Origin of the sequence: Streptomyces sp. NPDC048142 (assembly GCF_043202835.1) — a bacterium.
Classification (GTDB): Bacteria; Actinomycetota; Actinomycetes; order Streptomycetales; family Streptomycetaceae; genus Streptomyces.
In genome coordinates this window covers 290,056-316,668 of the sequence record NZ_JBIDBC010000002.1, presented here as the reverse complement: position 1 = coordinate 316,668, position 26,613 = coordinate 290,056, and the positions used below count along the sequence as shown (strand labels likewise).

Genomic DNA, 26,613 nt, shown 5'->3' with positions numbered 1-26,613 from the left:
TTGCGGCTTCATATTCGGCTGGTTCCGGGGGAGTTGGCCGACCACCCCGGTGCTGTTCACAACGTCGCGAGACCAGAGTTGCCCAGCACATCCCCGGCGAACCCCTCATCACCTCCCCATTCCCCCTCACGTATGACGAAGAGCCGATAAACCTCCTATGCCACGCGATAGTCCAGACCGGCGAGGCGAACCCGACACCCCGTTGGGGCGCCCGGGAAGAAGCGTTCCGCCACACGACGCATCCGGGACGCCCCCCACCCCGCCTCCCACCCTCCCCTTCCCTTCTTCGAACGCGTGTACGAAAATGGCTCCATGGCCACCCTCGACCGGCAGACCCCCACCCTGGCCCTCGCCCACGCCCTGGCCGCCGCCCGGCGCGGCCTGCCCGTCTTCCCTCTCTCCGCCACCAAGCTCCCCGCCCTGCGCTCCCCGCACCGGGGCGAGCAGCCGCCTGCGCACTGCCGGGGAGAGTGCGGGCTGCCGGGACACGGGGTGCACGACGCCACCACCGACCCCGCGGCCGTCCGCGCCCTCTTCGCCGCCGCGCCCCGGGCCACCGGCTACGGCATCGCCTGCGGACGCGCCCCGCACCGCCTGATCGGCATCGACCTGGACGTCGGCCCCGCGTACGGCAGCGATGCGGCGGGCGCGCTCCGGCAGCTGGCCCTCCAGCACCTGTTCACCATCCCGCCGACCGTCACGGTGCTCACCCCGTCCGGCGGCCGCCACCTCTGGCTGACCGGCCCCGCCGATGCGACGGTCCCCAACTCCGCCGGCCGCCTCGCCCCGGGCATCGACATCCGCGGCAGCGGCGGCTACCTGGTCGGCCCCGGCTCGGTCACCGCCCACGGTCGCTACCGCCTGGCCTCCGGCACCGCCCACCTCACCCCGGCCCCCTGCCCCCGCGCCCTGCTCCGCCTGCTGACCCCGCCGCCGGGCCGCGCCGCACGCACGGGTACGGGACCGACCTCGGGTACCGCGTCCGGACCGGCCACCGGCGCATCGGGCGCCGACGCACCGGCCGCCGCGGCCCGTCGCGGAGAGGGCCTGGTGCAGTTCGTCCTGGCCGCCCACGAAGGCCAGCGCAACACCCGCCTGTTCTGGGCGGCCTGCCGCGCCTACGAAGACGGCTTCGGCGACGCCCTGGCGGACGCGCTCACCGCCGCAGCCGTCCGCACCGGACTCCCGGAACACGAGGCCCGCGCCGCGATCGCCTCGGCGGCACGGCTGGCCTCGGGGCGGGGAGACTGACGGCGCGGACTGACGGTGTTCTCGCCGGGTGAGGGCCGGCAGCTTCCCGTTGCTGCCGTTTCCCGGCAGCAAGGAGCCGCAGGGCATGCAGGCATCACCCATGCCGTTTCCGCTCTCACCGGCACAGAATGCGGAGGTGACCCCGACACCGAGCCATGAGGCAGCCCCTGCGCGCCGTGGGCCGATAAGCGCCTACCTTGCAGCAGGCGTCCTGTTCTCCCTGGTCGCGGCCTGGCTGCTGCTCCTCACCACACCGAGCGCCCGCGAGCACGAGCGGGCTTTCACCACGGCGACCGCGTGCACGGACCCCCGCGAAGGCGATTCCGACTGCCTGCGGACGGTCAAGGCGGTGATCGACCGCACCGAGAAGGAGACGATGCGCAAGACGCCGTCGTACTGGCTGTACATCACCGAGGCCGACGGGACGTCCACCCGCACCCGGATCGAGAGCAATCCGGAACGGCTCCCGGCCGCCCGCCCGCGAGCGGCTGTCGAGGTCACTTACTGAGCGGATCAGATCCGGTACGTCGACATCGGATCCGACCGCCGCTACACGAACGCGGACCCGCGCGAAGCCTTCCGGATGCCCTTCGCCATCGGTCTGCTCCTCGGTGTCTTCGGGGCGATGCTCCTGACGGCCGCGGCCGCGACGGCCTGGAGCAGCAGGCGCTCACCCCGGGCGTTCCCCTGGCAGGTCGGCCTCACGATGTCCGGCGGCACGTTCCTGGTCCTGTTCAGCGCGATGGCTGCCTGGAACAGCGACAACATCGGCGATGCGTTGCAACTGACGGGCCTGGCCGGCCTGGTGGTGCTGGCGGTCTACGCCCTGGCCGCCCCGTTCCTGCACCGGCGCCACCGCGGCGACGACACGATCGTGCTGGAACCGTCCGCGCTGACCGAGGAGGTGCGCTTCCCCGGCCTGATCATGGGCGAGGTCCCGTACGCGAGCGACGCCGGCTATCTGATCGCGGGCCCCGGCATCCTGGCCACGCCCCCCGACCCCACCGGCGTCTTCCACCGCAAGGCCGCCCCGCGTACCCTGACCCCGCTCCGCATCCGCCCGCCCTATCTGACGGACCCCACGGGCCGCCCCGACTACGACGGCCGGGCGGTGGTCCTGGAATGCGAGGACGACGGCGTACCGGTCCTCGTCGTCACGCGGAGGAAGGACGCCCCCGCCGTCCTCGGCGCACTCGGCCCGGTCCCGGCGGAGTAGCCCGGAGGGCCAATCGCCCCAGCCCTACGCCTCACCCGGCCGCCCGGTCGTCGCCCACACACGTGCCGACTCGGCGTCGTACCGATCAGCATCGAAGTGGAACTCCAGAAGAGCCCGCGGCCTCACGTCTCGCCGAAGGCGTGAACCGGCTCGTCCTCCTCGGCGATCGGGTCCAGGCCCACGGCGGCTTGGTGGTCCTCCGGCCCGGCTCCGGCAGTGAGGGCGACAGCGGTGCACAGGCCGGTCTCGGGCTCGATGGCGAGATGGTCCTTGCTCCCCGGCCCACTCCCGTTGAACCACACGGGGTGCAAAGCGTCCCAGGAATCGAAGAGCACGTCGTCGCTCTCCGCCAGGCCGGAATCCTCGATAACGGCGTGCAGCGCCTTTTCGAAGGCGTGCCGTTCGGCAGCCACCCGGGCCACGCGGGGGTCATCGACGGCGATCATGTCATCGAGTGTCTCCTCGGCGGCATCAACACCGTCGGACTCCTTCCGCAGGACCGGGTGGGTGGCCAGGGCGACGAAGCGGGTGGCCTGGACGGCCGCACCGAGCGGGCCGAAGATCCGCTCGGTGACCAGCAGGCTGTCCAGTTCCTCCTGGCGCAGGGAGCCTTCGGGCAGGCTCTTGAGGCGGCTGGTGACGAAGTCGGAGAGCAGTCCCATCCTGCTTCCCTCGGTACGCATGCGCTGCACGGCAGTGCGTTGCCGCCGCAGTTCTGCTTCCTGGGCGACGAGGGTTTCCTCCAGCTGTTCCAGGATCCTCGCGATGCCGTCGCCGCTGTCGGCACCGGCGAAAGCCGTGTCGGCGAAGGCGTCACGGATGTCGTCCAGGGCGATCCCGGCGTCGGCCATCCTGCGGATCCACAGCAGCCGGATCATGTCTTCGTAGCCGTAGCGACGGCGGTCGTCGCTGCCCCGCCCGGGCTCGGGGAGCAGGCCGATCTCGTGGTAGTGACGGATCGCCCGCGGTGTGGTGCCGACGAAGGCCGCCGCGTCACCGATCTTGACCTGCCGTGGCGGGATGAAGGACGAATGCATGAGCAGGGCCTTCCTCAGTGGGCGGGAGGTAAGCCCACCGGACCACATACCGCTACGGGAGGTGCAACCCGAGACACTCCGCCGCAGGTTCGCGCCGAGAAGCAGGGCCGAACCTGGCCCACGTACGACCCACACACCCTGGTCAACACCGGGAAACAGGCGACACGGGGTGAGGCAGGGTGAACGCGGAGAGCGGAGCCCCCGTTCCGGAGACCCGCACTCTGACCTGCTACTTCTCTCACCTTGCGGTGGGTGTGGGATTTGAACCCACGGTGACTCGCGCCACAGGGCAGCGACGCGCAGGGGTACGAGTCAGCAGGGCTCATCGGCAGACGAGCATGCCGCCAAGACAAGTGACGCGGAAAGCGCCCTCTGCCTGAATGGTCTCGTTGACCCGCTCCCGCGCGCGCTCGATCGTCTCCCGGAACGGAACGCCCATCTTGTCGGCCCAGGCTTCGTACGAGGCCAAGTGCGCGACGACCGGTTCAGCGTCGGTCACCTCGATCACCCCGGGAAGGGGGATCGTGCGGATCTCGCCGAAGACCGTACCGAGGATCGCTGGCGCGTCCTCCAGAGTGAAGCGGGCGGACAACTGCACTCGGGCCGGGCCCTCTTGGACGCCAAGCACATCGCCTGCGGCCTGGCGCCAAAGGTGCTCCAGTTCTCGCTTGTCGGTCTGACTGTTCGTGGAGACAATCGCGATGCCGCCGGGTGCCAGTACGCGGCCAAACTCCCTTACGGCCTGGACCTGATCCTCGACGTGGTACAGCATGTGCAGCGCAAGAACCGCACCGAGGGCTCCATCCGCAATGGGCAACTGTTGGACGTCCGCGACGACCGCTCCGGGGATGGCGCCGAGAATGCCGTGCGAGACGTCCATGGGCAGCACGTTCAGGTCGGGACGGTCGTCCCGCACCCGAACGACGAACTTCCCGTTACCGCAACCCACGTCAGCGACCACACCGCGTACGTCGGCCAGTTCGTTGACGACGATGCCCGGAAGGTCGTGGCTCGGGGTCTGCCATTGGTAGAGGGACTGACGGGCGGCCAGGTGCTGACCCGTGCCGTACGCCTTGGTGGAGAGAAGGCTTCGATCGGTGACCAAATGATCATGTGTGGGCTGGGCGGTCATCGGGGCTCCGTAGGGTTGCCGGCGAGAGCGGGCCGGACGGTCACCTCGTGAATGTGCGCGCGGAGATCGACTGCCGACTGTGCGCCACGGTACGGATCGCTTCCGAGGAGCGCGGCCAGATTGCGAAGCCTGATGGTGATACTCGCCGTGTAACCCTCGGCACCGAACACCTCCGAGAGCTTCGCACCGGCTCCCTCGACGTCACCGCTGGCAAGGTAGGCCGTGGCCAGGTCCAGATGGGCGGCCTGTAGATCGCCGGGGGAGCGGTCGCCTTCCGGCCCGGCCTGGTACAGCTCCACGGCACGATTGGACGCGCTTATAGCGTGCCGGATCTGCTCGTCGCCCCCGACGGCCAACAGGGTGGTCCCGGCGTAGGCCCACTGCTTGGCCTCGGGGAACGAGAAGACCCCAGGCAACTCGTCGGGTCCCGCATCACCTCGTGCCTCATGGGCCAGTGCAAGTACCCTCAGCGCACTGTGGTTGTCCCCTTCGGCTGCCCGGGCCCGTGCCTCCAAACTGAGCAACCGAGCCCTGATTGTTCCCGTACCGGGGCCTCGCACCTCGCTCTGCCCGGCCTGCGCGAGGTCTCCTGCCCGCCGGTAGTCCCCCGCCCAGTAAGCGGCCAGTGACTGGAACGACCGTGCCCATGCGCGTAACGGTGAGTGCTCCGAGATCTCCGCGCACTGCACCACAGCACGGACATGTGTAGCTGCGGCGGAGCGGTCCCCCAGGTCAAGCGACACATGGGCCGCAAGACCGGATAGCCACCCCGCAACCACGTACAGGTGACGGGTCTGACTGGGGCGCTGTCGGCCCCCCAGCAACTGGAACACTCCACCCTGAGCTGTGCGAATCTCCGGGATCAGAAGAGGGAGCGGCCGGCTGACGAAGTCCCGGGCAAGTCGGTCGACATCAGCATCGAACTGCTCCAGTACGAGCGTGTTGACGTTGGTCTCCGCCGCGTGACGAGCGAGCCTGGCAGAGAGTTCCGTATCGGCGGCTGGGGATCGGGCATCTTCGTCCGCCCCCGGTAGTCCGGCAACCAGCGCCTCGACGGCTGAGGTCGGCACCTGGGCCGCTTCGCGGGGCGTGACCGTCCGGCTGGATGGCGTCTCCCAGGAGCGCCGGGCAAGGCCGAGCATGTGTCCGGGGATGCGTAGCCCGTCCGAGATCCGTTCGATCACGTCCATGTGCAGCAACTGCCGCCGTCCGGCGATCACCTCGCCCACGCGGCTCGGGGTGAGGTCGCAGCGGCGCGCGATCATCGATGGATAGATGCCTGCTCGTGCCTTGACCAGCTGAAAGATACGGCCGAAGTCTCTGGCCTGGCATGCCTCGATCATCACTGGGTCCGTGAGCAGGCTGACCGGGAGTTCCTTCGAGCGAGATGGCTCGGGCATCGGGCACGCTCCGGCAGGAGGACTACGGATCGCTGCACTTGGTCAACCGAGGGTGATGTTACCCAAGTTGGGTAACCCGCTTGGCCTTTCTGGCCGGGCCCGCGGATCGCGATGCTCCTGACCATGGCGAACGGACAGGACGACGTACGGATGACGTTGCGGGTCTCCCGTGACTCCGGCCAGACGTGGGGGCCTCTCACGAAGGTACGCGTGGGCGAGGACCCGGTGGTCCCGGAGAACCCGGGCCGCTACCCGCCCTGCGTCTGCCCCCGGTGCTCGAAGCAGGAGCAGAACGCCGTCGCGTCCTTCCGGATGGTGTCGTGATGCGGTGCGCGCACTGGCGCGGGGTGCCCCTCGACCTGGCACGGGAAGCGCGGGAGAAGTCGGCCGCCCCGTACATCGACAGGGCCGTGCAGTGCCAGCTGTCCGCGCACGACGAGGGTGAGCACTTCGGTCTCCTCACCGACGCCGGCGCATACGGGACCGCGCTCTGGCTCCGCTGGCACGGGACGGACGAGGCGGAACTCGTCGTACTGCCGGACTGCCCGGTGGCCGCCCCGGGGCCTGACGGTGAGGGCTGCTGTCTGTTCGCCGACCACGCCAAGCAGCACACCTGGGAAGACTCCCTGGAGGAGGTCTCGTGCACCAACTGATCGCGAGCCCGCACAAGACCTGGCGCCCTCGCTCGCCTCGCAACGAACAGTGCGGGGACTGCGGTGGCAGCGGCGCCAATTCGTCCGGCAGAACCTGCGGCACCTGCAACGGGCTTGGCGAGATCCACTGCCGCGCCGGCCGCCAGGAGTCCCGTGTGCTGTCCCGCTCCGTGATCCGGAAGGAGGGCCACCGATGGCCCACGCTCTGATCGCCTCCCCGTTCCTCGACGGGCACCTTCTCCTCAATCCGGGAGCAAGGGCCGGCGCCCGCATCTCCGCCGACCACTTCGAGGGCCTGCGCCAGGCCGCCACCGACGGTGAGTCGCTTCCCGCCTGGGCGGTGCAGGCCGCCGCCGACATGTGGGGCCTGGACCTGGGCGGCCGGCCCGCGCAGGGCATCGTGCTGGTGCGCGAGCCGTCCCCGTACGGATACTGCCGGGCGTCCTGGGAGATCAACCTCGGCTGCAACTTCGGCTGCAAGCACTGCTACCTCGGCGAGCGCCCGTTCTCCGGCCTCGGCTGGGAGGACAAGGTGCGACTCCTTGACATCATGCGCGAGGCCGGTGTCCTCTGGCTCCAGATCACCGGCGGCGAGCCCACCATGGACCCCCACTTCCAGGGCGCGTACCAGTACGCCTGGCAGGCCGGGATGATGCTCACCATCTCCACCAACGGCTCGCTGCTCTGGCGGCCGGACCTCCTCAAACTCTTCCGCGACTGCCCGCCCTACCGGCTGGTCGTCAGCATGTACGGGACGAGCGAGGAATCCTTCGACACACTCACCCAGCGCCGTGGCGCGTGGAAGGCGTTCCGGCGCGGCATCGACGCCGCACGCGAGGCGGGCTTGCCGCTGCGTATCAACGTCGTGGTGACCGAGGACAACGCCTCCGAGGCCGACGAGATGGCCGCCCTCGCCGACGAGTGGAACGTCGAGAACCACGCGTACACGAACATGACGCCCACGATCTACGGCGGCGGTGAGCCTCTGCTCGCCCAGTCCGCCGCCCACCTGCGCCAGCGCACGCCGTTCGCCGGCTGCAACGCGGGACACACCTTCTTCCACGCCGACCCACACGCCAAGGTGTCGATCTGCAAAGTCGGCCGCGACGACCAGATCGACCTCATGGCCGAAGGCATCGACGGCCTCACCCGGCTCGGCGCCATCGCCGACCGCCTCATGCTTCGCACCGGTGGGTGCGAAGGCTGCGCCCTGTCCGGCACCTGCCGGGTCTGCCGCCCCCTGGCCAAGCACTACCAGGAGGCCAAGGCACCGCTGCACAGCTACTGCCAGCACGGAGACAAGGAGAACGCCTCATGACCCCGCCCGTCCCGGTGACCATCCTCCCCGGCCCGCCCGCCTCGGTCCGCCGCGCCGCCCCGCCCGTCGCGACCGCGTCGATCACCGCCGTCCAGGACCTCGACGTGATCGTGGAGAGCGCGGAGTGCTCCTGCGACGCCGGGGACGACAACCCCCACTGACCGACACGGTCCGGTCAACTCCGTTCAGGCCTCGGCGAGCTCGCGTCGGGGCCTGAGCCCTGCCCGGCCCACCGCTAGGGTGCCGCACATGTTCTTCCGCTGGGACTGGCTCCGGCCCGTACTGACCGCACCGATCGTGCCGACTCTCGGTCCCGTCCACCCCGACGCCCTGAGCGTCGGCATCTTCGAGGACACCCTGCGAGCGGCCGACACCGGGCACTTCCTTCCGTACGACAAGGACCGGCGCTGGGGCGGCGAGAAGGACGAGAAAGTCCTACGCGACGACGTGGTGCACCAGCGCGAGCACACCCTCATCCCCACTCTGAGCCGGCGTGGACGCGGCACCGTGAAGGTCTTCGCCTACGGGCTCCGCGACAGCGTCGTGGAGGAGGCCGCCGAGCTGGCCGCCAGGCTCGCCGCCGCGCACGACGTGGCGGGCGCCCGGGTCGTACGCCCCCTCGGCCCCGAGACCACACACCCGCGCGGCACCCGCGTCCAGCTGAAGGACTTCACCGCTGGCCCCTGCCTCGCCCCGGACGGCCCGGTCCGCCCTGTCACCGACTGGCCGATCGCCGTGCAGGAGACCTTCACCCCGTTCGCCGAGGCGATGGCCACCGACGGCCTGACCTTCCTCCACACTCAGATGCAGACCGGCCGCTGCGGCCCGGTCCTCGCCGCCGCAGTCGAGGACCACATCGTGGGCGCGATCGGCCCCATGGAAGTCCGCCCCGACGCGATCGGGCGCGCCCAGCTCATGCCCCAGTACTTCGCCCTCCTCCCCAAGACCCGAGGACAAGGCCTGGGACGCATCCTGTGGCGGGCGGCGATGCACTGGGGCCAGTCCCACGGCGCCGCCTACCAACTCCTCCAGACCGAGGTCGGCGGTCCCTCAGATCGGCTGTGTCAATCCGAAGGGCTGGCCCCCCTCGGCTTCACCCACACCACGTCGGCGTAGCTCCGGACCCCGCCGCCGTTTCTGGTCAGCTGACCCTGTTGGACACGTTTCGTGAGCAGGGCTTGAGCTGCGGGATGACTGCACTTGTCAGCTCTCCAAGTGGCTGGCCCATGCAGTCTTGATCCGCTCACCCTGCTCAGCGGTGATGATCCTTGCCTCCAACGCCACGGCCACGAGATCAGTGCCAGCCGCCAGCTTGAAGGCGGTGAAGGCGTCGTTCATCCGCTCTGAGCTTCGAGGGGTACCGAGATGCCCAGGATCCAGGTCGGCGGGAAGGAAGTTCGCAACCTCCCCGTCATGGTTCTCGAACGCGGCCCTATCCATCTTCACGTGGACCCGCTTGGTGCCGATGGTGACGACGGTCCCATGCGACCCATGGTGGTAGAGCGGCCTGTCGCTTGGCACTCTGACCGTGACCTTGTCTCCGACCTTGAAGCTGCTCAGGGTCTTTCCACTGCTGAACATATGAGCCCCCTAGGACATGCGAAATGAGAGGCACTTGATACCGCCGCTCTGCCCTACTTTTACACCTTGCACGGGCTCCCGTTCGAAGCTCTCGACACATCGTGGCCCCTGCTGGTTCTGGCACAGAAGTGGCACAGCCGCCTGCTGATCTACAGCCCTCATGAGGTCGGCCAGGAGTAGCCGCTCCGGCTGCCGCCAAGGTCACTCCCAGACGGGCACGAGTGCTCCCCGATCTAAGAATCGGTGTCACAAGCTCCTCAAGGGCGGGTCGGCTGCGGCCCACCGGCTCGTTGAGCTGGGCCTTCGCGCCGAGGAGTAGGGCCGAACCTGGCCCGCGTACGGCCCACACACCCTGGTCAACGCCGGGAAACAGGCGACACGGGGTGAGGCAGGGCGGACGCGGAGGGCGGGCCTCCGTTCCGGAGACCCGCCCTCTGACCTGCTGCTTCTCTCGCCTTGCGGTGGGTGTGGGATTTGAACCCACGGTGACATCGCTGCCACGACGGTTTTCAAGACCGTTCCCTTAGGCCGCTCGGGCAACCCACCCCGCGTCGATGGTCCGGTCGCTGTGCAAGCCGATGGGCCGTCAGGCCCGCGTGGGGCCGGTTCGACGCGTGGGACAGCCTAGCCGGTCAGCTGTCGCCCTCGCGCTGGCCCAGGGTGACTTCGGCCGTGGCGGTCTTGCCGTCGCGCTCGTACGTCAGGGTCACCTTCTCGCCCGGCTTGCGGGTCCAGATCTCGCCGATCAGGGTCGGTCCGCTGTCGATCACGGTGTCGTTGAACTTCGTGATCACGTCGCCCGGCTTGAGGCCCGCCTTGGCCGCCGGGCCGTTCGGGGTGACGGAGGGGGTGCCGCCCGCGCCCTCGGGGGAGATCGCCGCGCCGCCCGTCTTCTCCTCCATCGTCACCGTCGCGCCGATCACCGGGTAGACCGGCTTGCCGGTCTTGATCAGCTGCTCGGCGACGTTCTTGGCCTGGTTGATCGGGATCGCGAAGCCGAGGCCGATGGAGCCGGCGGACTGGCCCAGGCCGCCGCCGGTCGACTGGATCGCGGAGTTGATGCCGATGACCGCGCCCGTCGCGTCCAGCAACGGGCCGCCGGAGTTGCCCGGGTTGATCGAAGCGTCGGTCTGCAGGGCGCTCATGTACGAGTTCTTGTTGCTGGAGCCGTCCCCGGACGCCACCGGGCGGTTCTTCGCGCTGATGATGCCCGTGGTGACCGTGTTGGAGAGGCCGAAGGGCGCACCGATCGCGATCGTCGAGTCGCCGACCGCGACGCCCGCCGAGTTGCCCAGCGGCAGCGGGGCGAGGCCCGCGGGCGGGTTCTTCAGCTTCAGTACGGCCACGTCGTAGCCATGCGCCCGGCCGACCACCTCGGCGGCGTACTTCTTGCCGTCGGAGAAGGTCGCCGACAGTTCGCCGGACTCCGCGGCGGAGGCCACCACGTGGTTGTTGGTGAGGATGTGGCCTTCCTTGTCGTACACGAAGCCGGTGCCGGTGCCGCCCTCGCCGTCGCCGCCCTGCGCGTCGATGGTGACCACGCTGGGGAGCGCCTTCGCCGCGACCCCCGCCACCGTGCCCGCCGGGCGCTTCAGGTCCCTCGGGGTGTCCGACGCCGAGATGGTGGTCGAGCCGCCGGAGGTCCCGTTGTCGTTGCGGTCCGCCGCCCAGTAACCGAGGGCTCCGCCGATGCCGCCCGCGACGAGGGCCGCGACGGCCACGGCCGCCACCAGACCGCTGCCGCGGCCCCTGCCGCTCTTGCCGCTCGGGGTCTCGGAGCCGGGCGGGACCGGGGCGCCCCAGACCGGTCCGTGGCCGCTGCCGTTGCCGATTCCGCCGGACGCGTGACCGGCGTCCCCGCCGGCGTAGGACGGGACGGCGGGCGGGGGCGGCGGCCAGGAGGCGGCGCCCGCGGGAAGCTCGGGCGGCGCACCGTACGCGGGCGCCGCGCCGTACGGGGAGTGCTGGGGCGGCTGCGGCGGCGTGGGGTGCGCGCCCTGGGCGTACGCGGGCGTGGCCGGAGCGCCCGGGGAGGCAGGTGTGGCAGCGGAAGCAGGGGTGGCCGGAGTGCCCTGGTGTGTGGGGTCGTGGCGCGGCGCCTCGGCGTGCGCCGGGGCTCCCGGTGCCGGGGCCTCCGCGCCGGGGGCGTGCGGGGCGGTCTCGTGCACAGGAAGGCGCGTGGTTTCGTGCGCGGGGTCATGTGCCGTCCCGTGCACCGTCTCGTGCGCGGCGCCCCGGGCCGGAGCCGCCGGCGATGGAGGCGTGGCTCCGCCGGACGGTTCAGGAGTGTCGGCCGGCACGGGAGATGCGGACGGCACGGACGGCACGGACGGCACCGCGTGGTCCTTGTTGCCCTCGTTGCCCTCGTTCTCGGTGCTCACAGCTCTTTTGCTCCTCGGTTCCACTCGGCATCCAGTCGGCGTTCGGTAAGAAATCCGCTGTGCACGTGTCTGCGATCAGCTTTTCCCACAACACGTCGGGCCACTGTAAGCAGGACCTGTGCATCCGCACACTAATCTTTACATCCGACAAAACGGACTTCCAGGGTGACATGTGCTCAGCCATCCCCGCGGCGATGACACCATGGCGCGGGTGACCCACGCACGACAGCGCAGCGCGCACCCCCCCATCCAGGTCATCGCCCACCGCGGGGCCTCCGATGATGCCCCCGAGCACACCCTGGCCGCCTATCGCAAGGCGATCGAGGACGGTGCCGACGCCTTGGAGTGCGATGTCCGGCTCACCGCCGACGGCCATCTCGTCTGCGTCCACGACCGGCGGGTGAACCGTACGTCCAACGGGCGCGGCGCCGTGTCGGCGCTGGAGCTCGCCGACCTCGCCGCCCTCGACTTCGGCTCCTGGAAGGACCGCGAGGAGTCGCCCGACTGGGATCCGGTACCGGGCGAGCTCACCTCCGTACTCACCCTGGAACGGCTCCTGGAGCTCTTCACCGAGGTACGGGCCACCGGGCGGCCGCTGCAGCTGGCCATCGAGACGAAGCACCCCACCCGCTGGGCCGGGCAGGTCGAGGAACGGCTCCTGCATCTGTTGAAGCGCTTCGGGCTGGCCGAGCCGCCCGCCGAAGAGCCCTCGCCCATCCGCGTCATGAGTTTCTCCGCCCGCTCGCTCCACCGCGTCCAGGCGGCCGCGCCCACGCTGCCCACGGTCTACCTGATGCAGTTCGTCTCGCCCCGGATGCGCGACGGTCGGCTGCCCGCCGGGGCCCGGATCGCGGGTCCCGGCATGCGGATCGTGCGCAGCCACCCCGGGTACATCGAGCGGCTGCACCGTGCGGGGCACCGGGTGCACGTGTGGACCGTGAACGAACCGGCCGATGTCGACCTGTGCTCCGAACTCGGCGTCGAGGCGATCATCACCAACCGCCCGAAGCAGGTTCTGTCCCAACTGGGCCGCATTTAGTACGGACAAGGACGCACAAGGCCCCCGACCTCCACCATTACGGGGTGTGCACCGGCGCATTCGCTGCGCGTCCAATCATGACGAGTGCGTCACCGGCAGCGCATTGGCCGGTTTCCGGTGCAGCTCAGTGGGGCATCCAACCCGTGGCGTGGGGCAAAGGAGGTCTCGGGGGTGGCGTTGGTGGTGGCACAAGAGGTGCCCGCGTCGTCGAGCATGGCCGTTCCTCATGGCCCTGCCGGCGTGGGGCAGGCACGACACCGGATGCGTGAACAGTTGCGCGGCAACGGGGTGTCGGACGCGGTCGTCGACGACGCCGTTCTGATCCTTTCCGAACTTCTCAGCAACGCGTGCCGGCACGGCAGGCCGCTGGGACGGCACGCCGACGTCGGCGACGGGGACATCCGCGCCGCCTGGCGGGTGGACACCGGTGGCGCGCTCACCGTGGAGGTCACGGACGGCGGTGGCCCGACCCGCCCGGTTCCGGCCACCCCTTCGGTGACGGCACGCGGCGGCCGGGGCCTCAACATCATCAGCGCCCTGGCCCAGGAGTGGGGCGTACGGGACGACTCGTCCGGCGAGGTCACCGTCTGGGCCCTCGTCTCCGCGAAGAAACCGCCCGGCATCGGCGGCAGCAGCTCCGGCGCGAACGGCTCCGACGCGAACGGCATCGGCGCGTCCGGCATCGACGCGTCCGGCATCGGCGCGTCCGGCATCAGCGCCAACGGCATCAGCGGCACCGGCGTCAGCTCGAACAGCGTCGGCGGGCTCACCGGGTTCGAGGGCCTGGACTTCTCCGAGGCCTTCGACGACGTGGGCTGAACACACGAACGACGGGGGTCGAGTGCACGAACGACCTGGGCCGAGAGCACGCAGGGCATGGGCCGAGCGCACGGATGGCATGGGCCGAGCGCGTACGTGGGACGAGCAAGGCTCCCCGGGCGGCTAGGCTCGCGCCGAGTCCGCACTGTCGCAATCGGGAGAATGCCCACCATGGCCAAGAAGCGCCCTCAGTCCAAGGCCGGGAAGCAGCAGCTCAAGGACGGTGAGATCCCGGTCGTCGGGGCCCGTGAGCCCTGCCCGTGCGGATCGGGCCGTCGCTACAAGGCGTGTCACGGCCGCGCCGCCGCCCAGGCCGTCACCGAGCTGGTGCACCGCCCCTTCGAGGGACTCGCGGGCGAGTGCGACTGGGTCGCGCTGCGCGAGCTGGTGCCCGCCGCCACCGTCGGGCTGACCCTCAAGGGCGGGCTGCCCGAGGAAGTTCCGTCGGTGACGCTCGCGACGGTCCTGCCGATGGCCTGGCCGGCGCTGCGCCGCGACGACGGTTCCGTCCTGCTCGCCCTGCAGAACGACACCTCCTCCGGCGACCTCAGCCGCGACCTCGCGGACACCCTCCAGCGCGCCCTGGCGGCCGAGCCCGGCACCCCGGTCGCCGCCCGCCGCGTGCCCTCCGACGGGCCGCGCCTGCAGGATCTGCTCGACCCGGACGCCGCGTTCGAGCCGGTCGTCCACTCGGGGTTCGAGTTCTGGGTGCCCGACGCGGAGAACGCCACCCCCGAGGTGTCCGCCTCCCTGGAGCGCGCGAACGCCGCCGCGATCCCGACGACGCTGCTGTCCGGCGTCGACGCCGCGTACTGGTGCGAGACGCCGGAGAAGAACCACCTGCGCTGGGTCATGCCGCACCCCGAGGAGCAGCTCCTCGACGCGCTCGCCCGGCTGCACGCCGCGGGCACCTCCTCGCTCGGCGACGACACCCGTCTGGTCGGCTCGTTCCGGGCGCACGGGCTCGTGGTCCCCGTCTGGGACCTGCCGAGCTCGATGGGCGCCGAGGCGTGCGAGAAGCCCGCCGTCGAATTCGCCGAGCGACTGGCGACGGCACTCGCGTCCGACGCCCCGCTCACCGCCGAGGAACGCCGCGCCCGGGGCGGTCTCACCAACCGCCAGGTGACCCTCAGCTGACAGTGCGGCCGGGGCGTCGCAGACGGTGACCCGCGTCACAACTCGCCGTCCCCGTAAGTGAATAGGCGTCCCTACAGGCGAGATCGAATTTGCGAACGGCAGATCTCTTGTTACGGTTCTAGAAGCCCGGCCGCTGGTGCATCCCCCGTCGCCAGCGACCGGGCGTCCTCGTTTCCGGCTGCGGCCCGCCCTGTGACACCCCCGGGCGCGGAGCCGCACCCCGCTCCTGAAGCCCCGCCCGCGGCAGCGGAGTCCGTAGCACCGATGAACGTGACGTCGGAGCCCGGAACATCGGAGCCGGGGCATCGGAGCCCGTAACGGCGGAGCCCGTTCCCCTTTCGGCCCGGCCCAGCTCGGCTTGGCTACCGGCCCGGCTCGGCCCGGCCCGCCTCGGTCAGTCCCTGGCGCCCGGCGCCCGTTCGGATCCGGCGCGGAGCAGGAGCGGCGCCTGGTCCACCGGCCCCGCGCCCACGAACTCCGCGACCGCCGTCGCGGACCGGGGCGCAGCAGAGGACGGCACGCGCGGTGTCTCGCAGGTGCCCGGCTCGTCGTGCGCGGTCGGCGCACAGTGCAGCTCCACGGTCCGCCCGCCCGGCCCCATCAGCGTGAGTACGGGCCGGAGTTCCTCACCGGTCGCGTTCCGGTAGTAGGTCCGCGCCCACGTATCGCCGTCCTGGGCCATGACGCAGGTCTGCGCCTCGACGCCCTCCGGTGCGACCAGCTCGGGGCCGCACCGTGCCGCCGCTCCCGTATGCCGCCCGCCGCGCGCACCATTGGCGCGTTCGTCACCACCGGGAGCGGACGAACGATCAAACTCAGGCAGCGATCCGGCTTCTGCGCTCATTCTCGATGGCGGTTTCGGCAACGCCGAAGAAAGAGTGGCGACACCCCCTCCGGATAGGCCATCAGAAACCTTTGGCTGATGGCTTTCTGGCGAGCCGCCAGAATATTTCGCGTCGGCCGCATCGCCCGATACGGCATCCGGACCAACAGCGGGATCCGCGGAAGCCACCAGCGGAACGAGGCACCCGAACACCACGGCTGCCGTGAGACCGATCATGCGGAGATTCATGGTGGCCCCACCTGGCTACTGCGCGGAATTTCCTGACGACGGGGCGACGATATCGGCGGAATGCGTGCCGCCGGGCGCCCGGCACCCGTTTACCGCGGATCCGGTCCGGCTCACACCCGTTCGAGTGAGCCGGACGCCCGGCCTGCCTGTCCTGAAGGTGTCAGTAGGCGAGCCGGCTGCCGCCGCCCGGGGCGCCGGTGCTCGCCTCGACCAAGGCGTCCAGGACCGCTTCGACGTCCGGGAGCCAGGGCGCCGCGACCGCGGGAGGCCCGCCCTTCGTCCGCCCGCGGGACACCGGGGCGGAGGCGGAAGCGGAAGCCCCGAGCGGCGCGGGGGGCCGCTCCCAGCGGACCTGGCCCGCACCCGTCCGGGACGGCGGCAGGACAAGGTAGCCGCCCTCGCCGTGGAACCGGAGCGAGCTGGGCACCCAGTCCTTCGCGTACAGCAGTTCGCCGAGCCGTTCCAGGGTGTACGGGGCCACCAGCAGCGACCATCGGGTGGGCGTCGCCACGACGGGGCCGAGCCGCATGCCGAGGCCGTCGAGGACGCTCAGCGCTCTGGCGCCGGCCACGGCGGGCAGGCTCACCGCGCAGGGCGCGCGGCCGCCGGTCGCCAGCATCACGGGGGCGGCGGGGCGGCCGGCCCACCACCAGCGCACCATGCGCTCGTCCGTGGTGGCCGCCAGCAGGCCGGGCTCGAAGGGGTGTGCGCCCGGTACGGCGCAGTCGGGTTCGGGGCAGGCACAGCCGAGGCCGCCGCTCTCGCCGGGCAGGGTGGCCTGTGCCGTCCCCACTCCGGGGACCACGGGCCATTGCCATGCGGTGGCGCAGGTCAGGGCCGCGTCGAGCCGGGCGGTCCCCTCCTTGCGCCGGAGCCGGAGCCTGCGTCGCCTTCCGAGGATCTCGCGCATGAGCGCTCGTTCCTTTCCGTTGAACGCCGAGTCCACATGACAGCACGCGGGTGTGACACCGCGTGCGCATCTCTTCGCTGTGCGTACGTGCTCATCAGTTCTGCGGTACGGGCGTGCCGTCGATACCGCGCGTGAGCCGAGCCGAGCCGAGTGGAACCGGTCCGAATAGAACCGATCTGGTGGTGGAACAGAGCCGAACCGAGCAGAGTCGAGCGGAGTCGAACCGAACGGGCCGAACGGGCCGAACTGACCGAACTGACCGAACGGGGTCGAACTGACCGAGCGGAGTCGTGCGGGTCGAACCGAGCGGGTCGAACCGGGTCGGTGATCACTGGGCGAGGGCGGCATGCGCCTCGCCTGCCGTCCCTGGTGCGAACCCCGCCGTCCGGGACGGGGCGTCGACGGGGGCGTCGCCTTCACGGGTAAGGACGCCCGAACCCGCTGCCGGGTTCCTGGGCGATCACCACCGCACCCGCGCATCACCGTTTACGTACCCAGCATGCCCGGAATGACGCTCCTCCGGCGACCTGAGCCCGGAGGTACCCCTGTTGAGCGGCCCCAGTCGATCGCAAATAGCGTCCGCGGGGTGCATTTTTTGGCCAAGTTAACCGACACTGGGAGAGCACGAATCGCCCGGACCCCGAAGGGACAATGCTGGACATCGGGTTACTTGTGCGTGTACATGTGGATGCATTGATAGTGGCGCAGAATCACATGGGGGTTTGCGATGCTATTCGACGAATCGCACCGGTCGGAAAGCTGGCTGCCATGAGCGCCCCACACCTGCCGAAAGTGGCTGGAATCGATCCAGAGGTTCCGGTTTCAACGCACACTCCCGCTCCCCTGACGGAGGTCCCGGGGCCGCCCGGAGCCTTCATCCAGGACCGGCTGGCGGGCTGGGTCTCGGACCTCACCACCCTGCACGAACTCACCGAGCGGCTGGCCGGGACGAGCACCCTCGACGACGCCCTGAACGAGGTGCTGCGCGCCGGAGCCGCCCTCGTCGGCGCACGCCGCGGCCTGCTCGTTCTGGAACCGGCGCACCGCGAGGGCCCCTCCGCCACCCTCGGCCTCGGACTCACCCACGCCGAACTCGGGCACATCGAGACCGTGCCGCGCGCGGCCACCGCCCTCGGCCGCGTCCTCGACGGGCTCCCGGACACCGCCGACGGGGTCGTCAGCCCCGACCTGCTCGGCGAGAAGGACCTCGACCCCCGGCACCGCGAGGTCGCCGTCCGGCTCGGCTACGCCGCGAGCTACGCCCTCCCGCTCACCACGGATGCGGCGGGCCGCCTCGGCGCGGCCGTCTGGCTCTACGACGAACCGGCCGAGCCCGCACAGAAGCAGCGCCACCTCGCCGGCCTCTACGCGCGCTACGCCACCGAGCACCTGGCCCGCCTGATCGAGCTGGAGCGCGCCCGCGCGGACGTCGCCGCCGTCGCCGAGGAACTGCTGCCCAGCCGGCTGCCCCGGATCCCCGGCGTCCAGCTCGCCGCCCGGCACCGCACCGGCCCCCGGGGCGGCGGCGACTGGTACGACGCGCTGCCGCTGCCCGACCACACGCTCGGCCTCGCCGTCGGCTCCGTGGGCGGATCCGGACCGAGCGCCATGGCCGCCATGGGCCGGCTGCGCGCCAGTCTGCGGGCGTACGCCGTGATGGAGGGAGAGGACCCCGTCGCCGTCCTCTCCGACCTCGAACTGCTGCTGCGGCTCACCGAACCCGCGCGGACCGCGACCGCCCTGTTCGCCTACTGCGAACCCGCCGCCCGCAAGGTCGTGCTGGCCGGTGCCGGGCACACCCCGCCGCTGGTGCTCGGCGAGCGGCGCTGCGAGTACGTCGAGACCACGCTGTCCGCCCCGCTGGGGATGCTCGCCTGCTGGGAGGCGCCGAGTGTGGAGTTCAGCCCCGCGCCCGGCGAGACGGTGCTGCTCTACACGGACGGGCTGCTGCGCCGCACCGGGGACCCGATGGACCGCGCCTTCGCCCGGCTGCACTCCGCCGCCGCTTCCGTACCGAAGCCGGACCGGCACGATCCGGCGGCCGTCGCCGACCACGTCCTGCGCACGATGCTCCCCGACGGCCTCGACCGGAGCGATTCCGCCGAGGACGTCGTGATCCTCGCCGCCCACTTCGACTGACCGCCCGCTTCGACCGCTACAACGGCCGACCGCCACATCGGCCGGTCGCCGCTTCGACCGGTTGCCGCTTCGACCGGTCGCCGCTTCGACCGGCCTCGGCAGTGGTCTCTCCGGTAACAGGCCCTTCGGCCCTGGGCCCCCTTCCGTACGCCCGTACGATGGGTGATGGCCCAGTGTCGTATCAAGGAGAGACGAATCGTGTCTGAGGAGCTCATCCCGGAGAACCCGGAGCAGGAGACCGAGGAGAACGAAGCGGCGGAATCGGTCAAGCAGCGGAAGAACGGCCTGTACCCGGGCGTCTCCGACGAGCTCGCCGACAACATGAAGTCGGGCTGGGCCGACACGGAACTGCGCGACCTTCAGCCGATCGCCCAGGCCGAGCACACCGCCGCCCGGCGCGCCGCGCTCTCCGCCCGCTTCCCCGGCGAGCGGCTGGTCATTCCCGCGGGCAACCTGAAGACCCGCTCCAACGACACCGAGTACGCCTTCCGGGCCTCCACCGAGTACGCGTACCTCACCGGTGACCAGACCCAGGACGGCGTGCTCGTTCTGGAGCCGACCGGCGACAGCGGCCACGAGGCGACCGTCTACCTGCTGCCGCGCTCCAACCGGGAGAACGGCGAGTTCTGGCTCGACGGCCAGGGCGAGCTGTGGGTCGGCCGCCGGCACTCCCTCACCGAGGCCGAGCAGCTGCTGGGCATCCCCGCGAAGGACGTCCGCGAGCTGGCCGCCGCGCTGACCGAGGCCACCGGCCCGGTCCGGGGCGTCCGCGGCCACGACGCGGGCATCGAGGCCGCCCTCACCGACAAGGTCACCGCGGAGCGCGACGAGGAGCTGCGCGTCTACCTCTCCGGGGCCCGTCTGGTGAAGGACGCCTTCGAGATCGCCGAACTGCAGAAGGCCTGCGACGCCACCGCGCGCGGCTTCGAGGACGTCGTGAAGAGCCTGGACAAGGCCGAGGCGACCAGCGAGCGCTTCATCGAGGGCACGTTCTTCCTGCGCGCCCGCATCGAGGGCAACGACATCGGCTACGGCTCGATCTGCGCCGCCGGTCCGCACGCCACCACCCTGCACTGGGTCCGCAACGACGGCGCCGTCCGCGCGGGCGAGCTGCTGCTCCTGGACGCCGGGGTCGAGACCAACGACCTCTACACCGCCGATGTGACGCGCACCCTGCCGATCAACGGCACGTTCACGCCGCTCCAGCGCAAGATCTACGACGCGGTGTACGAGGCCCAGGAAGCGGGCATCGCCGCCGTGAAGCCCGGTGCCGCCTTCAGCGACTTCCACGACGCCGCGCAGCGCGTGCTCGCCGAGAAGCTCGTCGCGTGGGGCCTGCTCGGCGACCTGTCCGTGGACAAGGTCCTGGAGCTGGGCCTCCAGCGCCGCTGGACCCTCCACGGCACCGGCCACATGCTCGGCATGGACGTCCACGACTGCGCCGCCGCGCGCACCGAGGAGTACGTCAACGGCACGCTGGAGCCGGGTGTCTGCCTGACGGTCGAGCCCGGTCTCTACTTCCAGGCCGACGACCTGACCGTGCCCGAGGAGTACCGGGGCATCGGCGTCCGGATCGAGGACGACATCCTCGTCACCGAGGACGGCAACCGGAACCTCTCCGACGCGCTGCCCCGCCGGGCCGACGAGGTCGAGGCCTGGATGGCACAGCTGAAGGGCTGATCCCTCCCCCGTACCCCTTCCCGTACGGCTGCGCTCCTGTACGACTGCGTTCCTGTACGGCAGGAATCCCGTACGGCAGGAATCCCGTACCGAGGCTTTCCGTACGACACGCGCAGGGCGCGCCGCTCACTACACCGTGAGCAGCGCGCCCTCGCGCCATTTCAGGACCTTGTCGAAGCTCACCACCGCGCCGCGGCCCGGCCGGTTGCCGAACTGGACATGGTCGGAGAGCTGCTGGATGAGGTCGAGGCCCCGGCCGCTCTCGGCTTCGGACGGTGCGGAATACGCGGCTGGGCCAAGCGCGCGCCGGGCGGGAAAACCCGGGCCCGAGTCGCTTACCTCGATGCGGCACTTCTCGCCGTCCAGATAGGCCGTGACCCGGTACTGCCCGGAGTCCGCGGCAGGGCGTCCGTACCCGGAGCCCTCCGGCTTCCCGGGAGCCGTCCGGTCGCCGCCGTGTTCGACGGCGTTCGCGCAGGCCTCGCTGAGCGCGACCGACAGGTCGAAGGAGATGTCCGGATCCACTCCTGCGGTTTCCATGGTGCCGAGCAGAAACCGACGGGCGAGCGGAACGCTCGCAGCTTCGCGCCGCAAATGGAGTGACCACCAGATGCTCATCTTTCAGCCTCCTGGCTGCGGCTCGACGTATCGATACGTATTGCCGCCTCCGGCACTTCGTAAGCGCGGATCGGGTGGGAGAGCCCTCATTCGGCGGATGCGGATATTCGGCCGCCCGGTGTATGGACCCGCGTGGGGACCCGCCCCGGCGGCAGGTCACCGGGAGCGCGCCCCGGGGCTCCGGGATGTGCGCCCCGGTCCGTACATCCCCCGCGAACAGGTGCAACAAGCGCGGTTGGGGACGGAGCCTGATCTTCCGGACCTGCCGTACGGCACAGGGGGGTGCAGTGCGATGATGTCCCGGCCATGTCCACGCCTCTCGCACGCGCCGGAGCCGGTCTGCGGCTCATGAGGGCCGCGGTGTTCACCGCGGTCTGCGTCGTGCTGTCCGCGGCCGGGCACGCGTTCGCCGCCGACGCCGCCGTCCCCGCGTGGACGCTGCTCGCCGGATTCCTCGGCGTCCTCGCCGTCACCACGGTCCTCGCCGGACGGGAACGTTCCCTTCCGTCGATCGTGGGCGCGCTGGCCGGCGGGCAGATCCTGCTGCACGTGCTCTTCGCGTGCGGCAGCCACAGCGGCACCCCGGCCGGCGCCGCGCTCACGGGCGGCGACAACCCGCTCATCCGGTTCGCCGCCGGCCTCGTGTGCGGGGAAGGACCGGCGCGGCTGAACGCGGTCGACGCCCACCGCATCGTCTCCTCCGCGGGCATCGACCCGTCGACGCTCGCGGGGGCCCACGGTCATCTCGCGGGCGGCGGAGCCGGAGCGGGCCGGGCCGCCGCGTCGGCGGCCCCGGACGGCGCCTTCGGCATCGCGCAGGTCTGCGCCACGGTGTCCGCGCTGCTGCCGAGCCTGCCGATGTTCCTGGCCCACGTCCTCGTCGCGCTCGCCACCGGCTGGCTGCTGCGGCGCGGCGAGATCGCCCTCTTCGGACTGGCCCGGCTCTCCGCCCACAGCGCCCAGGTGCTGGCGGCCGGGGCCCGGCTGCGGTCCCTGCGGGCCGCGCTCGCCCTCGTCCACGCGCTGCCGGCCGGGGGCCGCGAGCAGCTCATGGCCTGCTCGCGCGTTCCGCGTCACTCCGACGACGTACCCGCGCCGGCCGCCGGGGATCCTCTGCAGCACCTGGTGATCAGGCGCGGGCCTCCGGCCCCGTACGCCCTCGCAGCCTGACACGACGCCTCCCACCGCCCCCGCAGGGCCGTTCCTACGCGGCCGTGTGTACATCCGTATGTACGTTCATGCGCACATCCACGTGTGTGTCCGTGTACGTCCATGTGTGCGTTCGTGTGCCGGACTCCCCACGGAACCGGACCACGAGGTGTCGTGATGCCGCCGCGCACCCGCGCGCCGGACCACCGTGTTCCGTTCACCTGTGGAGATTCCTGCCATGAAGCTTTCCCGTATCGCCATCGCCGGTGGCGTCGCCGCGTCCACCGTCCTGCTGATCGCCGGCCCGGCCGCCGCCCACGTCAGCGTCCAGCCGGTGGGCGAGGCCGCCAAGGGCGGCTACGCCACGCTCAACTTCAAGGTCCCCAACGAGCGCGACCAGGCCTCGACGGTGAAGCTCGAAATCACCTTCCCGGCCGACCACCCGCTGTCGTCCGTCACTCCGCAGGCCGTTCCCGGCTGGAAGATCGACATCTCCAGGAGCACGCTCGACAAGCCTCTTGAGGTGCACGGCAAGAAGATCACCGAGGCCGTCTCCAAGGTGACCTGGACCGCGGACGACAGCGAGATCGCCCCCGGCTACTTCCAGCAGTTCCCGGTCTCCGTCGGCGCGCTTCCCGAGGACGCCGACCAGCTCGTCTTCAAGGCGATCCAGACGTACGACAACAAGGAGGTCGTCCGCTGGATCGAGGAGCCCACGGCGGGCGGCGACGAGCCCGACAGCCCGGCCCCGGTCCTGAAGCTGACCGCCGCCACCGAGGGCCACCACGGCGGCGCGGCCGACGACGCCGAGGAGACCGACGACCACAAGGCCGCCGACTCCGAGGCGTCGTCCAAGGAGAGCAGCACCGCCGCGTCCTCCTCCGCCAGCGACACCACGGCCCGCACGCTGGGCATCATCGGCATCGTCGTCGGCATCGCCGGCGTCGCGTTCGGCGTGCTCGCCGGACGCCGCCGTACGGCCTGACCGGCCGGTTCCCTCACCCGCACCACGTTCAGGACACCCCTTTCATGCGCAACAGAAAAGCAGTGACGGCCGCGGCGTTCGCCGCCGCGGCCGCACTGGCCCTCTCCGCCTGCGGCGCCGGCGACGACAAGGCGGGCTCCTCGCCCATCGCCGACGTCAGCGCCGCGCCGGACAGGGCCGCGACCGTCCTCGACCAGCCGTTCACCAAGCCGGACCTCGTTCTCACCGACACGAACGGCAAGGAGTACGACCTCCGCGAGGCGACCAAGGGCAAGCCGACGCTCATCTACTTCGGCTACACCCACTGCCCCGACGTCTGTCCGCTGACCATGAGCAACATCTCCCTCGCCAAGCGGGAGCTGCCCAAGGCCGACCAGGACAAGCTCCAGGTCGTCTTCGTCACCACCGACCCCGAGCGCGACACCCCCGCCTCGCTCGGCACGTGGCTCTCCGCGCAGGACCCCTCCTTCACCGGTCTCACCGGTGACTTCGCGACCATCCAGGCCGGGGCGCGGCAGATCGGCATCGGCATCGACGCGCCGAAGGAGGACAAGAACGGGAACGTCGTCTCGATGCACGGCGCCCAGGTCATCGCCTTCTCCCCGAAGACGGACAAGGGGTACGTGCTCTACGGCGAGGACACCACCGCCGAGGAGTACACGAAGGACCTCCCCAAGCTCATCGAGGGAGAGACTCCGTGAACCGCCGCACGACCCTCGCCGGCGTCCTCGCTCTCACCACGGGCCTGACGCTGGCGGGGTGCTCCACGCAGAGCGAGCCGGAGCTGAAGGTCGTCGGCGCGTATCTGCCGCAGCCCGTCAGCGACATGGCAGCCGGTTTCCTCGTCGTGAAGAACAGCGGCGACGCCGGTGACCGGCTCACCTCGGTGACCAGTCCGCTCTCCGACGACGTCACGATCCACGAGACGAAGAACCAGAAGATGCGCGAGGTCTCCTCCTTCGAGGTGCCCGCGCACGGTGAGCTCGATCTCGAACGCGGTGGCAGCCACATCATGTTCATGAAGCTCAAGCAGAAGCCCAAGCAGGGCGAGAAGGTCTCCGTCGAGCTGCACTTCGAGAAGGCCGGCCTCATCACGGTCGACCTGCCGGTGAAGGAAACCACCCACAACCCGAAGAAGCAGTGAGGGACTGACCCGATGTCTGCCACCGCTCCGAACGCCGGACCGTCCCCGGTACGACGGCCCGTCGCCGTCGCCGGGCTCCTCGCCGCCCTGGTCAGCCTGGTGTTCGGGCTGCTGCTGGCCGGCGCGGGCCCGGCGTCCGCGCACGCCGCGCTCACCGGGAGCGACCCGCGGGACGGGGCGGTGGTGGGCACCGCGCCCAAGGAGGTCACCCTCAGCTTCTCCGAGGCCATCGCCGTGGGCGACGACTCCATCCGGGTCCTCGACCCCAACGGCAAGCGCGCCGACACCGAAGCCGGACCGCGCGACCTCTCCGAGGGCGGCACCGTCCGGTACGGCGTCGCGCTCCACACCGGTCTGCCGGACGGCACCTACACGGTGGCCTGGCAGGCGATCTCGGCCGACAGCCATCCGATCTCCGGCGCGTTCACGTTCTCCATCGGCGCCCCGTCCCGGACCACGGTGGCCCTGCCCTCCCAGATCGCGGGCGGCGGCCCGGTCGGCGTCGCCTACGACATCGCGCGCTATGCCGCGTACGGCGGATTCGTCCTGCTCGTCGGCGGCAGCGCGTTCGTCCTGGTCTGCTGGCGGCGCGGCGCGTCCGCCCTGCCGATGCAGCGGCTCGTGGTCCGCGGCTGGCTCACGCTGACCGCGGCGACCCTGGTCATGCTGCTGCTGCGCTATCCGTACACCGGCAGCGGGAAGTTCGCCGACGCCTTCGACCTCGCCGGACTCCAGTCCGTCCTGGACACCAAGCCCGGCGCCGCCCTCGTCTCCCGGCTGCTGCTGCTCGGGGCCGCCGCCCTGTTCATCGCCGTGCTGTTCGGCACGTACGCCCGGCGCGAGGACGAGCAGGAGAAGAAGGACCTCACCTTCGGCCTCGCCGTCGGGGGCGGAGTGGTCGCGACGGGCATCGCCGCCACCTGGGCGATGTCCGAGCACGCCTCGACCGGCATCCAGCCGAACATCGCCATGCCGGTGGACGTGGCGCACCTGCTGGCCGTCGCCGCCTGGCTCGGCGGACTCGCCTCGCTCCTGGTGGCGCTGTACCGGACCCCGGACATCGGGAGCGCCGCGGTCCGGCGCTTCTCCGCGGTCGCGTTCAGCAGTGTCGTGGTCCTGGCGGCGACCGGGATCTACCAGTCCTGGCGGCAGGTCGGCTCCTGGTCGGCGCTGACCGGGACGCGCTACGGGCAGCTGCTGATCATCAAGGTGGCGCTGATCGCGGTCCTGCTCACGGTCGCCTGGTTCTCCCGGCGCTGGACGGGACGGCTGACGGACACGGCCGTCGCCTCCTCCGGAGCCGGGAAGGACGCCGAGGCCGGTCAGGACACCGCCTCGGACACGTCGGCGGAGGCTTCCGACGACGTGGATCCCGAACGCGCCGCGCAACTGGCCCGTCAGCGGGCCGTCCGGACCGCGACGAAGAAGAAGCGGATACGGGACGCCGATGCGGAGCGCTCCGGGCTGCGCCGCTCGGTCCTGGCCGAAGCCGCCGTAGCCGTCGTCCTGCTGGCCGTCACCACCATGCTGACGTCCACCGAACCGGGCCGTACGGAGGAGGAGGCCGCGGGCGGCGCCACCGCGGCGGCCGCCCCCGCCGCCGGCGTGCCGGTCAACCTGAGCATGCCGTTCGACACCGGCGGGCGGGACGGCAAGGGCACCGCCCGCATCGACATCGACCCCGGCCGCACCGGCTCCAACGATCTGCATGTGTGGATCGACGGCAGCGACGGCGAGCCGATGGACGTCCCCGAGCTGAAGCTGGCCCTCACCCTGGAGTCGAAGGAAATCGGCCCGCTGCCGGTCGTCCCGGACCGGCTGTCCGAGGGGCACTGGGCGGCGAGCGGGGTACAGATTCCGATGGCCGGGGACTGGAAGGTCGACGTGACCGTACGGACGTCGGACATCGACCAGGTCACCATCGACAAGAACGCGAAGATCGGCTGAGCAGG

26 protein-coding genes and 1 tRNA gene are annotated in these 26,613 nt (G+C 70.9%); 18 read left to right on the top strand and 9 right to left on the bottom strand.

Features of this window, described 5'->3' with window-relative positions; genetic code table 11:
• The first annotated feature begins 312 nt into the window (after positions 1 to 312).
• From ACGF2Y_RS04030 to ACGF2Y_RS04020, 3 genes are all read left to right on the top strand, one after another.
• The gene (locus ACGF2Y_RS04030; RefSeq protein ID WP_392943068.1) at positions 313 to 1,251 is read left to right on the top strand and encodes a bifunctional DNA primase/polymerase; all 939 of its coding nucleotides are present in this window, start codon (positions 313 to 315) and stop codon (positions 1,249 to 1,251) included.
• A 136-nt stretch (positions 1,252 to 1,387) separates the two neighbouring features.
• Complete coding sequence (locus tag ACGF2Y_RS04025) at positions 1,388 to 1,759, top strand: hypothetical protein (protein WP_392943066.1); 372 nt, start codon at positions 1,388 to 1,390, stop codon at positions 1,757 to 1,759.
• Positions 1,760 to 1,834: 75 nt separating this feature from the next.
• Positions 1,835 to 2,467: a hypothetical protein gene (locus ACGF2Y_RS04020; protein WP_392943064.1), complete on the top strand. Its 633-nt coding sequence runs from the start codon at positions 1,835 to 1,837 to the stop codon at positions 2,465 to 2,467.
• A gap of 122 nt (positions 2,468 to 2,589) precedes the next feature.
• Here ACGF2Y_RS04020 and ACGF2Y_RS04015 read toward each other — a convergent pair whose 3' ends face one another.
• From ACGF2Y_RS04015 to ACGF2Y_RS04005, 3 genes are all read right to left on the bottom strand, one after another.
• On the bottom strand, positions 2,590 to 3,504 hold the full coding sequence (locus ACGF2Y_RS04015; RefSeq protein WP_392943062.1) for a MerR family transcriptional regulator: 915 nt from the start codon (positions 3,502 to 3,504) through the stop codon (positions 2,590 to 2,592).
• Between the two features lie 322 nt (positions 3,505 to 3,826).
• Positions 3,827 to 4,636 (bottom strand): class I SAM-dependent methyltransferase, encoded by an 810-nt coding sequence (locus ACGF2Y_RS04010; RefSeq protein ID WP_392943060.1) that lies wholly within the window; start codon positions 4,634 to 4,636, stop codon positions 3,827 to 3,829.
• Positions 4,633 to 6,036, bottom strand: coding sequence for an XRE family transcriptional regulator (locus ACGF2Y_RS04005; protein ID WP_392943058.1), 1,404 nt, complete (start codon positions 6,034 to 6,036; stop codon positions 4,633 to 4,635). Before ACGF2Y_RS04005 ends, ACGF2Y_RS04010 begins: the two co-directional genes overlap by 4 nt.
• A 123-nt stretch (positions 6,037 to 6,159) precedes the next feature.
• Between ACGF2Y_RS04005 and ACGF2Y_RS04000 the strand changes: the two genes are divergently transcribed.
• From ACGF2Y_RS04000 to ACGF2Y_RS03980, 5 genes are all read left to right on the top strand, one after another.
• On the top strand, positions 6,160 to 6,360 hold the full coding sequence (locus tag ACGF2Y_RS04000) for a hypothetical protein (protein WP_392943056.1): 201 nt from the start codon (positions 6,160 to 6,162) through the stop codon (positions 6,358 to 6,360).
• Entirely contained in the window at positions 6,360 to 6,689 is a 330-nt protein-coding gene (locus tag ACGF2Y_RS03995) for a hypothetical protein (protein ID WP_392943054.1), read from the top strand. The genes ACGF2Y_RS04000 and ACGF2Y_RS03995 overlap by 1 nt, the downstream gene beginning before the upstream one ends.
• A gap of 193 nt (positions 6,690 to 6,882) precedes the next feature.
• Positions 6,883 to 8,007, top strand: a complete 1,125-nt coding sequence (locus tag ACGF2Y_RS03990) for a radical SAM protein (protein WP_392943052.1) — start codon at positions 6,883 to 6,885, stop codon at positions 8,005 to 8,007.
• Positions 8,004 to 8,168, top strand: coding sequence for a hypothetical protein (locus tag ACGF2Y_RS03985; RefSeq protein ID WP_392943050.1), 165 nt, complete (start codon positions 8,004 to 8,006; stop codon positions 8,166 to 8,168). The genes ACGF2Y_RS03990 and ACGF2Y_RS03985 overlap by 4 nt, the downstream gene beginning before the upstream one ends.
• 88 nt (positions 8,169 to 8,256) lie before the next feature.
• The gene (locus tag ACGF2Y_RS03980) at positions 8,257 to 9,123 is read left to right on the top strand and encodes a GNAT family N-acetyltransferase (protein ID WP_392943048.1); all 867 of its coding nucleotides are present in this window, start codon (positions 8,257 to 8,259) and stop codon (positions 9,121 to 9,123) included.
• Positions 9,124 to 9,210: 87 nt separating this feature from the next.
• Here ACGF2Y_RS03980 and ACGF2Y_RS03975 read toward each other — a convergent pair whose 3' ends face one another.
• The 3 genes from ACGF2Y_RS03975 to ACGF2Y_RS03965 form a co-directional block, all read right to left on the bottom strand.
• Positions 9,211 to 9,588: a hypothetical protein gene (locus tag ACGF2Y_RS03975; RefSeq protein WP_392943046.1), complete on the bottom strand. Its 378-nt coding sequence runs from the start codon at positions 9,586 to 9,588 to the stop codon at positions 9,211 to 9,213.
• Positions 9,589 to 10,047: 459 nt separating this feature from the next.
• Positions 10,048 to 10,134 (bottom strand) — tRNA-Ser (locus ACGF2Y_RS03970).
• 86 nt (positions 10,135 to 10,220) lie between these two features.
• The gene (locus tag ACGF2Y_RS03965; protein ID WP_392943044.1) at positions 10,221 to 11,969 is read right to left on the bottom strand and encodes a S1C family serine protease; all 1,749 of its coding nucleotides are present in this window, start codon (positions 11,967 to 11,969) and stop codon (positions 10,221 to 10,223) included.
• Between the two features lie 202 nt (positions 11,970 to 12,171).
• Between ACGF2Y_RS03965 and ACGF2Y_RS03960 the strand changes: the two genes are divergently transcribed.
• From ACGF2Y_RS03960 to ACGF2Y_RS03950, 3 genes are all read left to right on the top strand, one after another.
• A complete protein-coding gene (locus tag ACGF2Y_RS03960; RefSeq protein WP_392943042.1) occupies positions 12,172 to 13,008 on the top strand; it encodes a glycerophosphodiester phosphodiesterase in 837 nt (278 codons plus the stop codon).
• A gap of 84 nt (positions 13,009 to 13,092) precedes the next feature.
• Positions 13,093 to 13,827, top strand: a complete 735-nt coding sequence (locus ACGF2Y_RS03955; protein WP_392943040.1) for an ATP-binding protein — start codon at positions 13,093 to 13,095, stop codon at positions 13,825 to 13,827.
• Between the two features lie 171 nt (positions 13,828 to 13,998).
• Complete coding sequence (locus ACGF2Y_RS03950; RefSeq protein WP_392943039.1) at positions 13,999 to 14,964, top strand: DUF5926 family protein; 966 nt, start codon at positions 13,999 to 14,001, stop codon at positions 14,962 to 14,964.
• A 394-nt stretch (positions 14,965 to 15,358) separates the two neighbouring features.
• Here ACGF2Y_RS03950 and ACGF2Y_RS03945 read toward each other — a convergent pair whose 3' ends face one another.
• On the bottom strand, positions 15,359 to 15,808 hold the full coding sequence (locus tag ACGF2Y_RS03945) for a hypothetical protein (RefSeq protein ID WP_392943037.1): 450 nt from the start codon (positions 15,806 to 15,808) through the stop codon (positions 15,359 to 15,361).
• 388 nt (positions 15,809 to 16,196) lie between these two features.
• Positions 16,197 to 16,946 (bottom strand): bifunctional DNA primase/polymerase, encoded by a 750-nt coding sequence (locus ACGF2Y_RS03940; protein WP_392943035.1) that lies wholly within the window; start codon positions 16,944 to 16,946, stop codon positions 16,197 to 16,199.
• A 651-nt stretch (positions 16,947 to 17,597) separates the two neighbouring features.
• On the opposite strand from ACGF2Y_RS03940, the gene ACGF2Y_RS03935 reads away from it, so the two are divergent.
• Positions 17,598 to 19,085, top strand: a complete 1,488-nt coding sequence (locus tag ACGF2Y_RS03935; protein WP_392943034.1) for a PP2C family protein-serine/threonine phosphatase — start codon at positions 17,598 to 17,600, stop codon at positions 19,083 to 19,085.
• Positions 19,086 to 19,283: 198 nt separating this feature from the next.
• Positions 19,284 to 20,765, top strand: a complete 1,482-nt coding sequence (locus ACGF2Y_RS03930) for an aminopeptidase P family protein (protein WP_392943032.1) — start codon at positions 19,284 to 19,286, stop codon at positions 20,763 to 20,765.
• A gap of 129 nt (positions 20,766 to 20,894) precedes the next feature.
• Here ACGF2Y_RS03930 and ACGF2Y_RS03925 read toward each other — a convergent pair whose 3' ends face one another.
• Positions 20,895 to 21,383 carry an ATP-binding protein gene (locus tag ACGF2Y_RS03925; protein ID WP_392943031.1) on the bottom strand — a complete coding sequence of 163 codons (489 nt, stop codon included), beginning with the start codon at positions 21,381 to 21,383 and terminating at the stop codon, positions 20,895 to 20,897.
• 306 nt (positions 21,384 to 21,689) lie between these two features.
• Here ACGF2Y_RS03925 and ACGF2Y_RS03920 point away from each other — a divergent pair, with 306 nt between their 5' ends.
• The 5 genes from ACGF2Y_RS03920 to ACGF2Y_RS03900 all read left to right on the top strand — a co-directional run bounded on the left by ACGF2Y_RS03920 (position 21,690) and on the right by ACGF2Y_RS03900 (position 26,608).
• A complete protein-coding gene (locus ACGF2Y_RS03920; protein ID WP_392943030.1) occupies positions 21,690 to 22,553 on the top strand; it encodes a hypothetical protein in 864 nt (287 codons plus the stop codon).
• A 217-nt stretch (positions 22,554 to 22,770) separates the two neighbouring features.
• Positions 22,771 to 23,517 carry a YcnI family protein gene (locus ACGF2Y_RS03915; RefSeq protein WP_392943028.1) on the top strand — a complete coding sequence of 249 codons (747 nt, stop codon included), beginning with the start codon at positions 22,771 to 22,773 and terminating at the stop codon, positions 23,515 to 23,517.
• A gap of 44 nt (positions 23,518 to 23,561) precedes the next feature.
• The gene (locus tag ACGF2Y_RS03910) at positions 23,562 to 24,218 is read left to right on the top strand and encodes an SCO family protein (RefSeq protein WP_392943026.1); all 657 of its coding nucleotides are present in this window, start codon (positions 23,562 to 23,564) and stop codon (positions 24,216 to 24,218) included.
• The gene (locus ACGF2Y_RS03905) at positions 24,215 to 24,661 is read left to right on the top strand and encodes a copper chaperone PCu(A)C (RefSeq protein WP_392943024.1); all 447 of its coding nucleotides are present in this window, start codon (positions 24,215 to 24,217) and stop codon (positions 24,659 to 24,661) included. The genes ACGF2Y_RS03910 and ACGF2Y_RS03905 overlap by 4 nt, the downstream gene beginning before the upstream one ends.
• A gap of 12 nt (positions 24,662 to 24,673) precedes the next feature.
• On the top strand, positions 24,674 to 26,608 hold the full coding sequence (locus ACGF2Y_RS03900; RefSeq protein WP_392943022.1) for a copper resistance CopC/CopD family protein: 1,935 nt from the start codon (positions 24,674 to 24,676) through the stop codon (positions 26,606 to 26,608).
• The last annotated feature ends 5 nt before the right edge of the window (positions 26,609 to 26,613 follow it).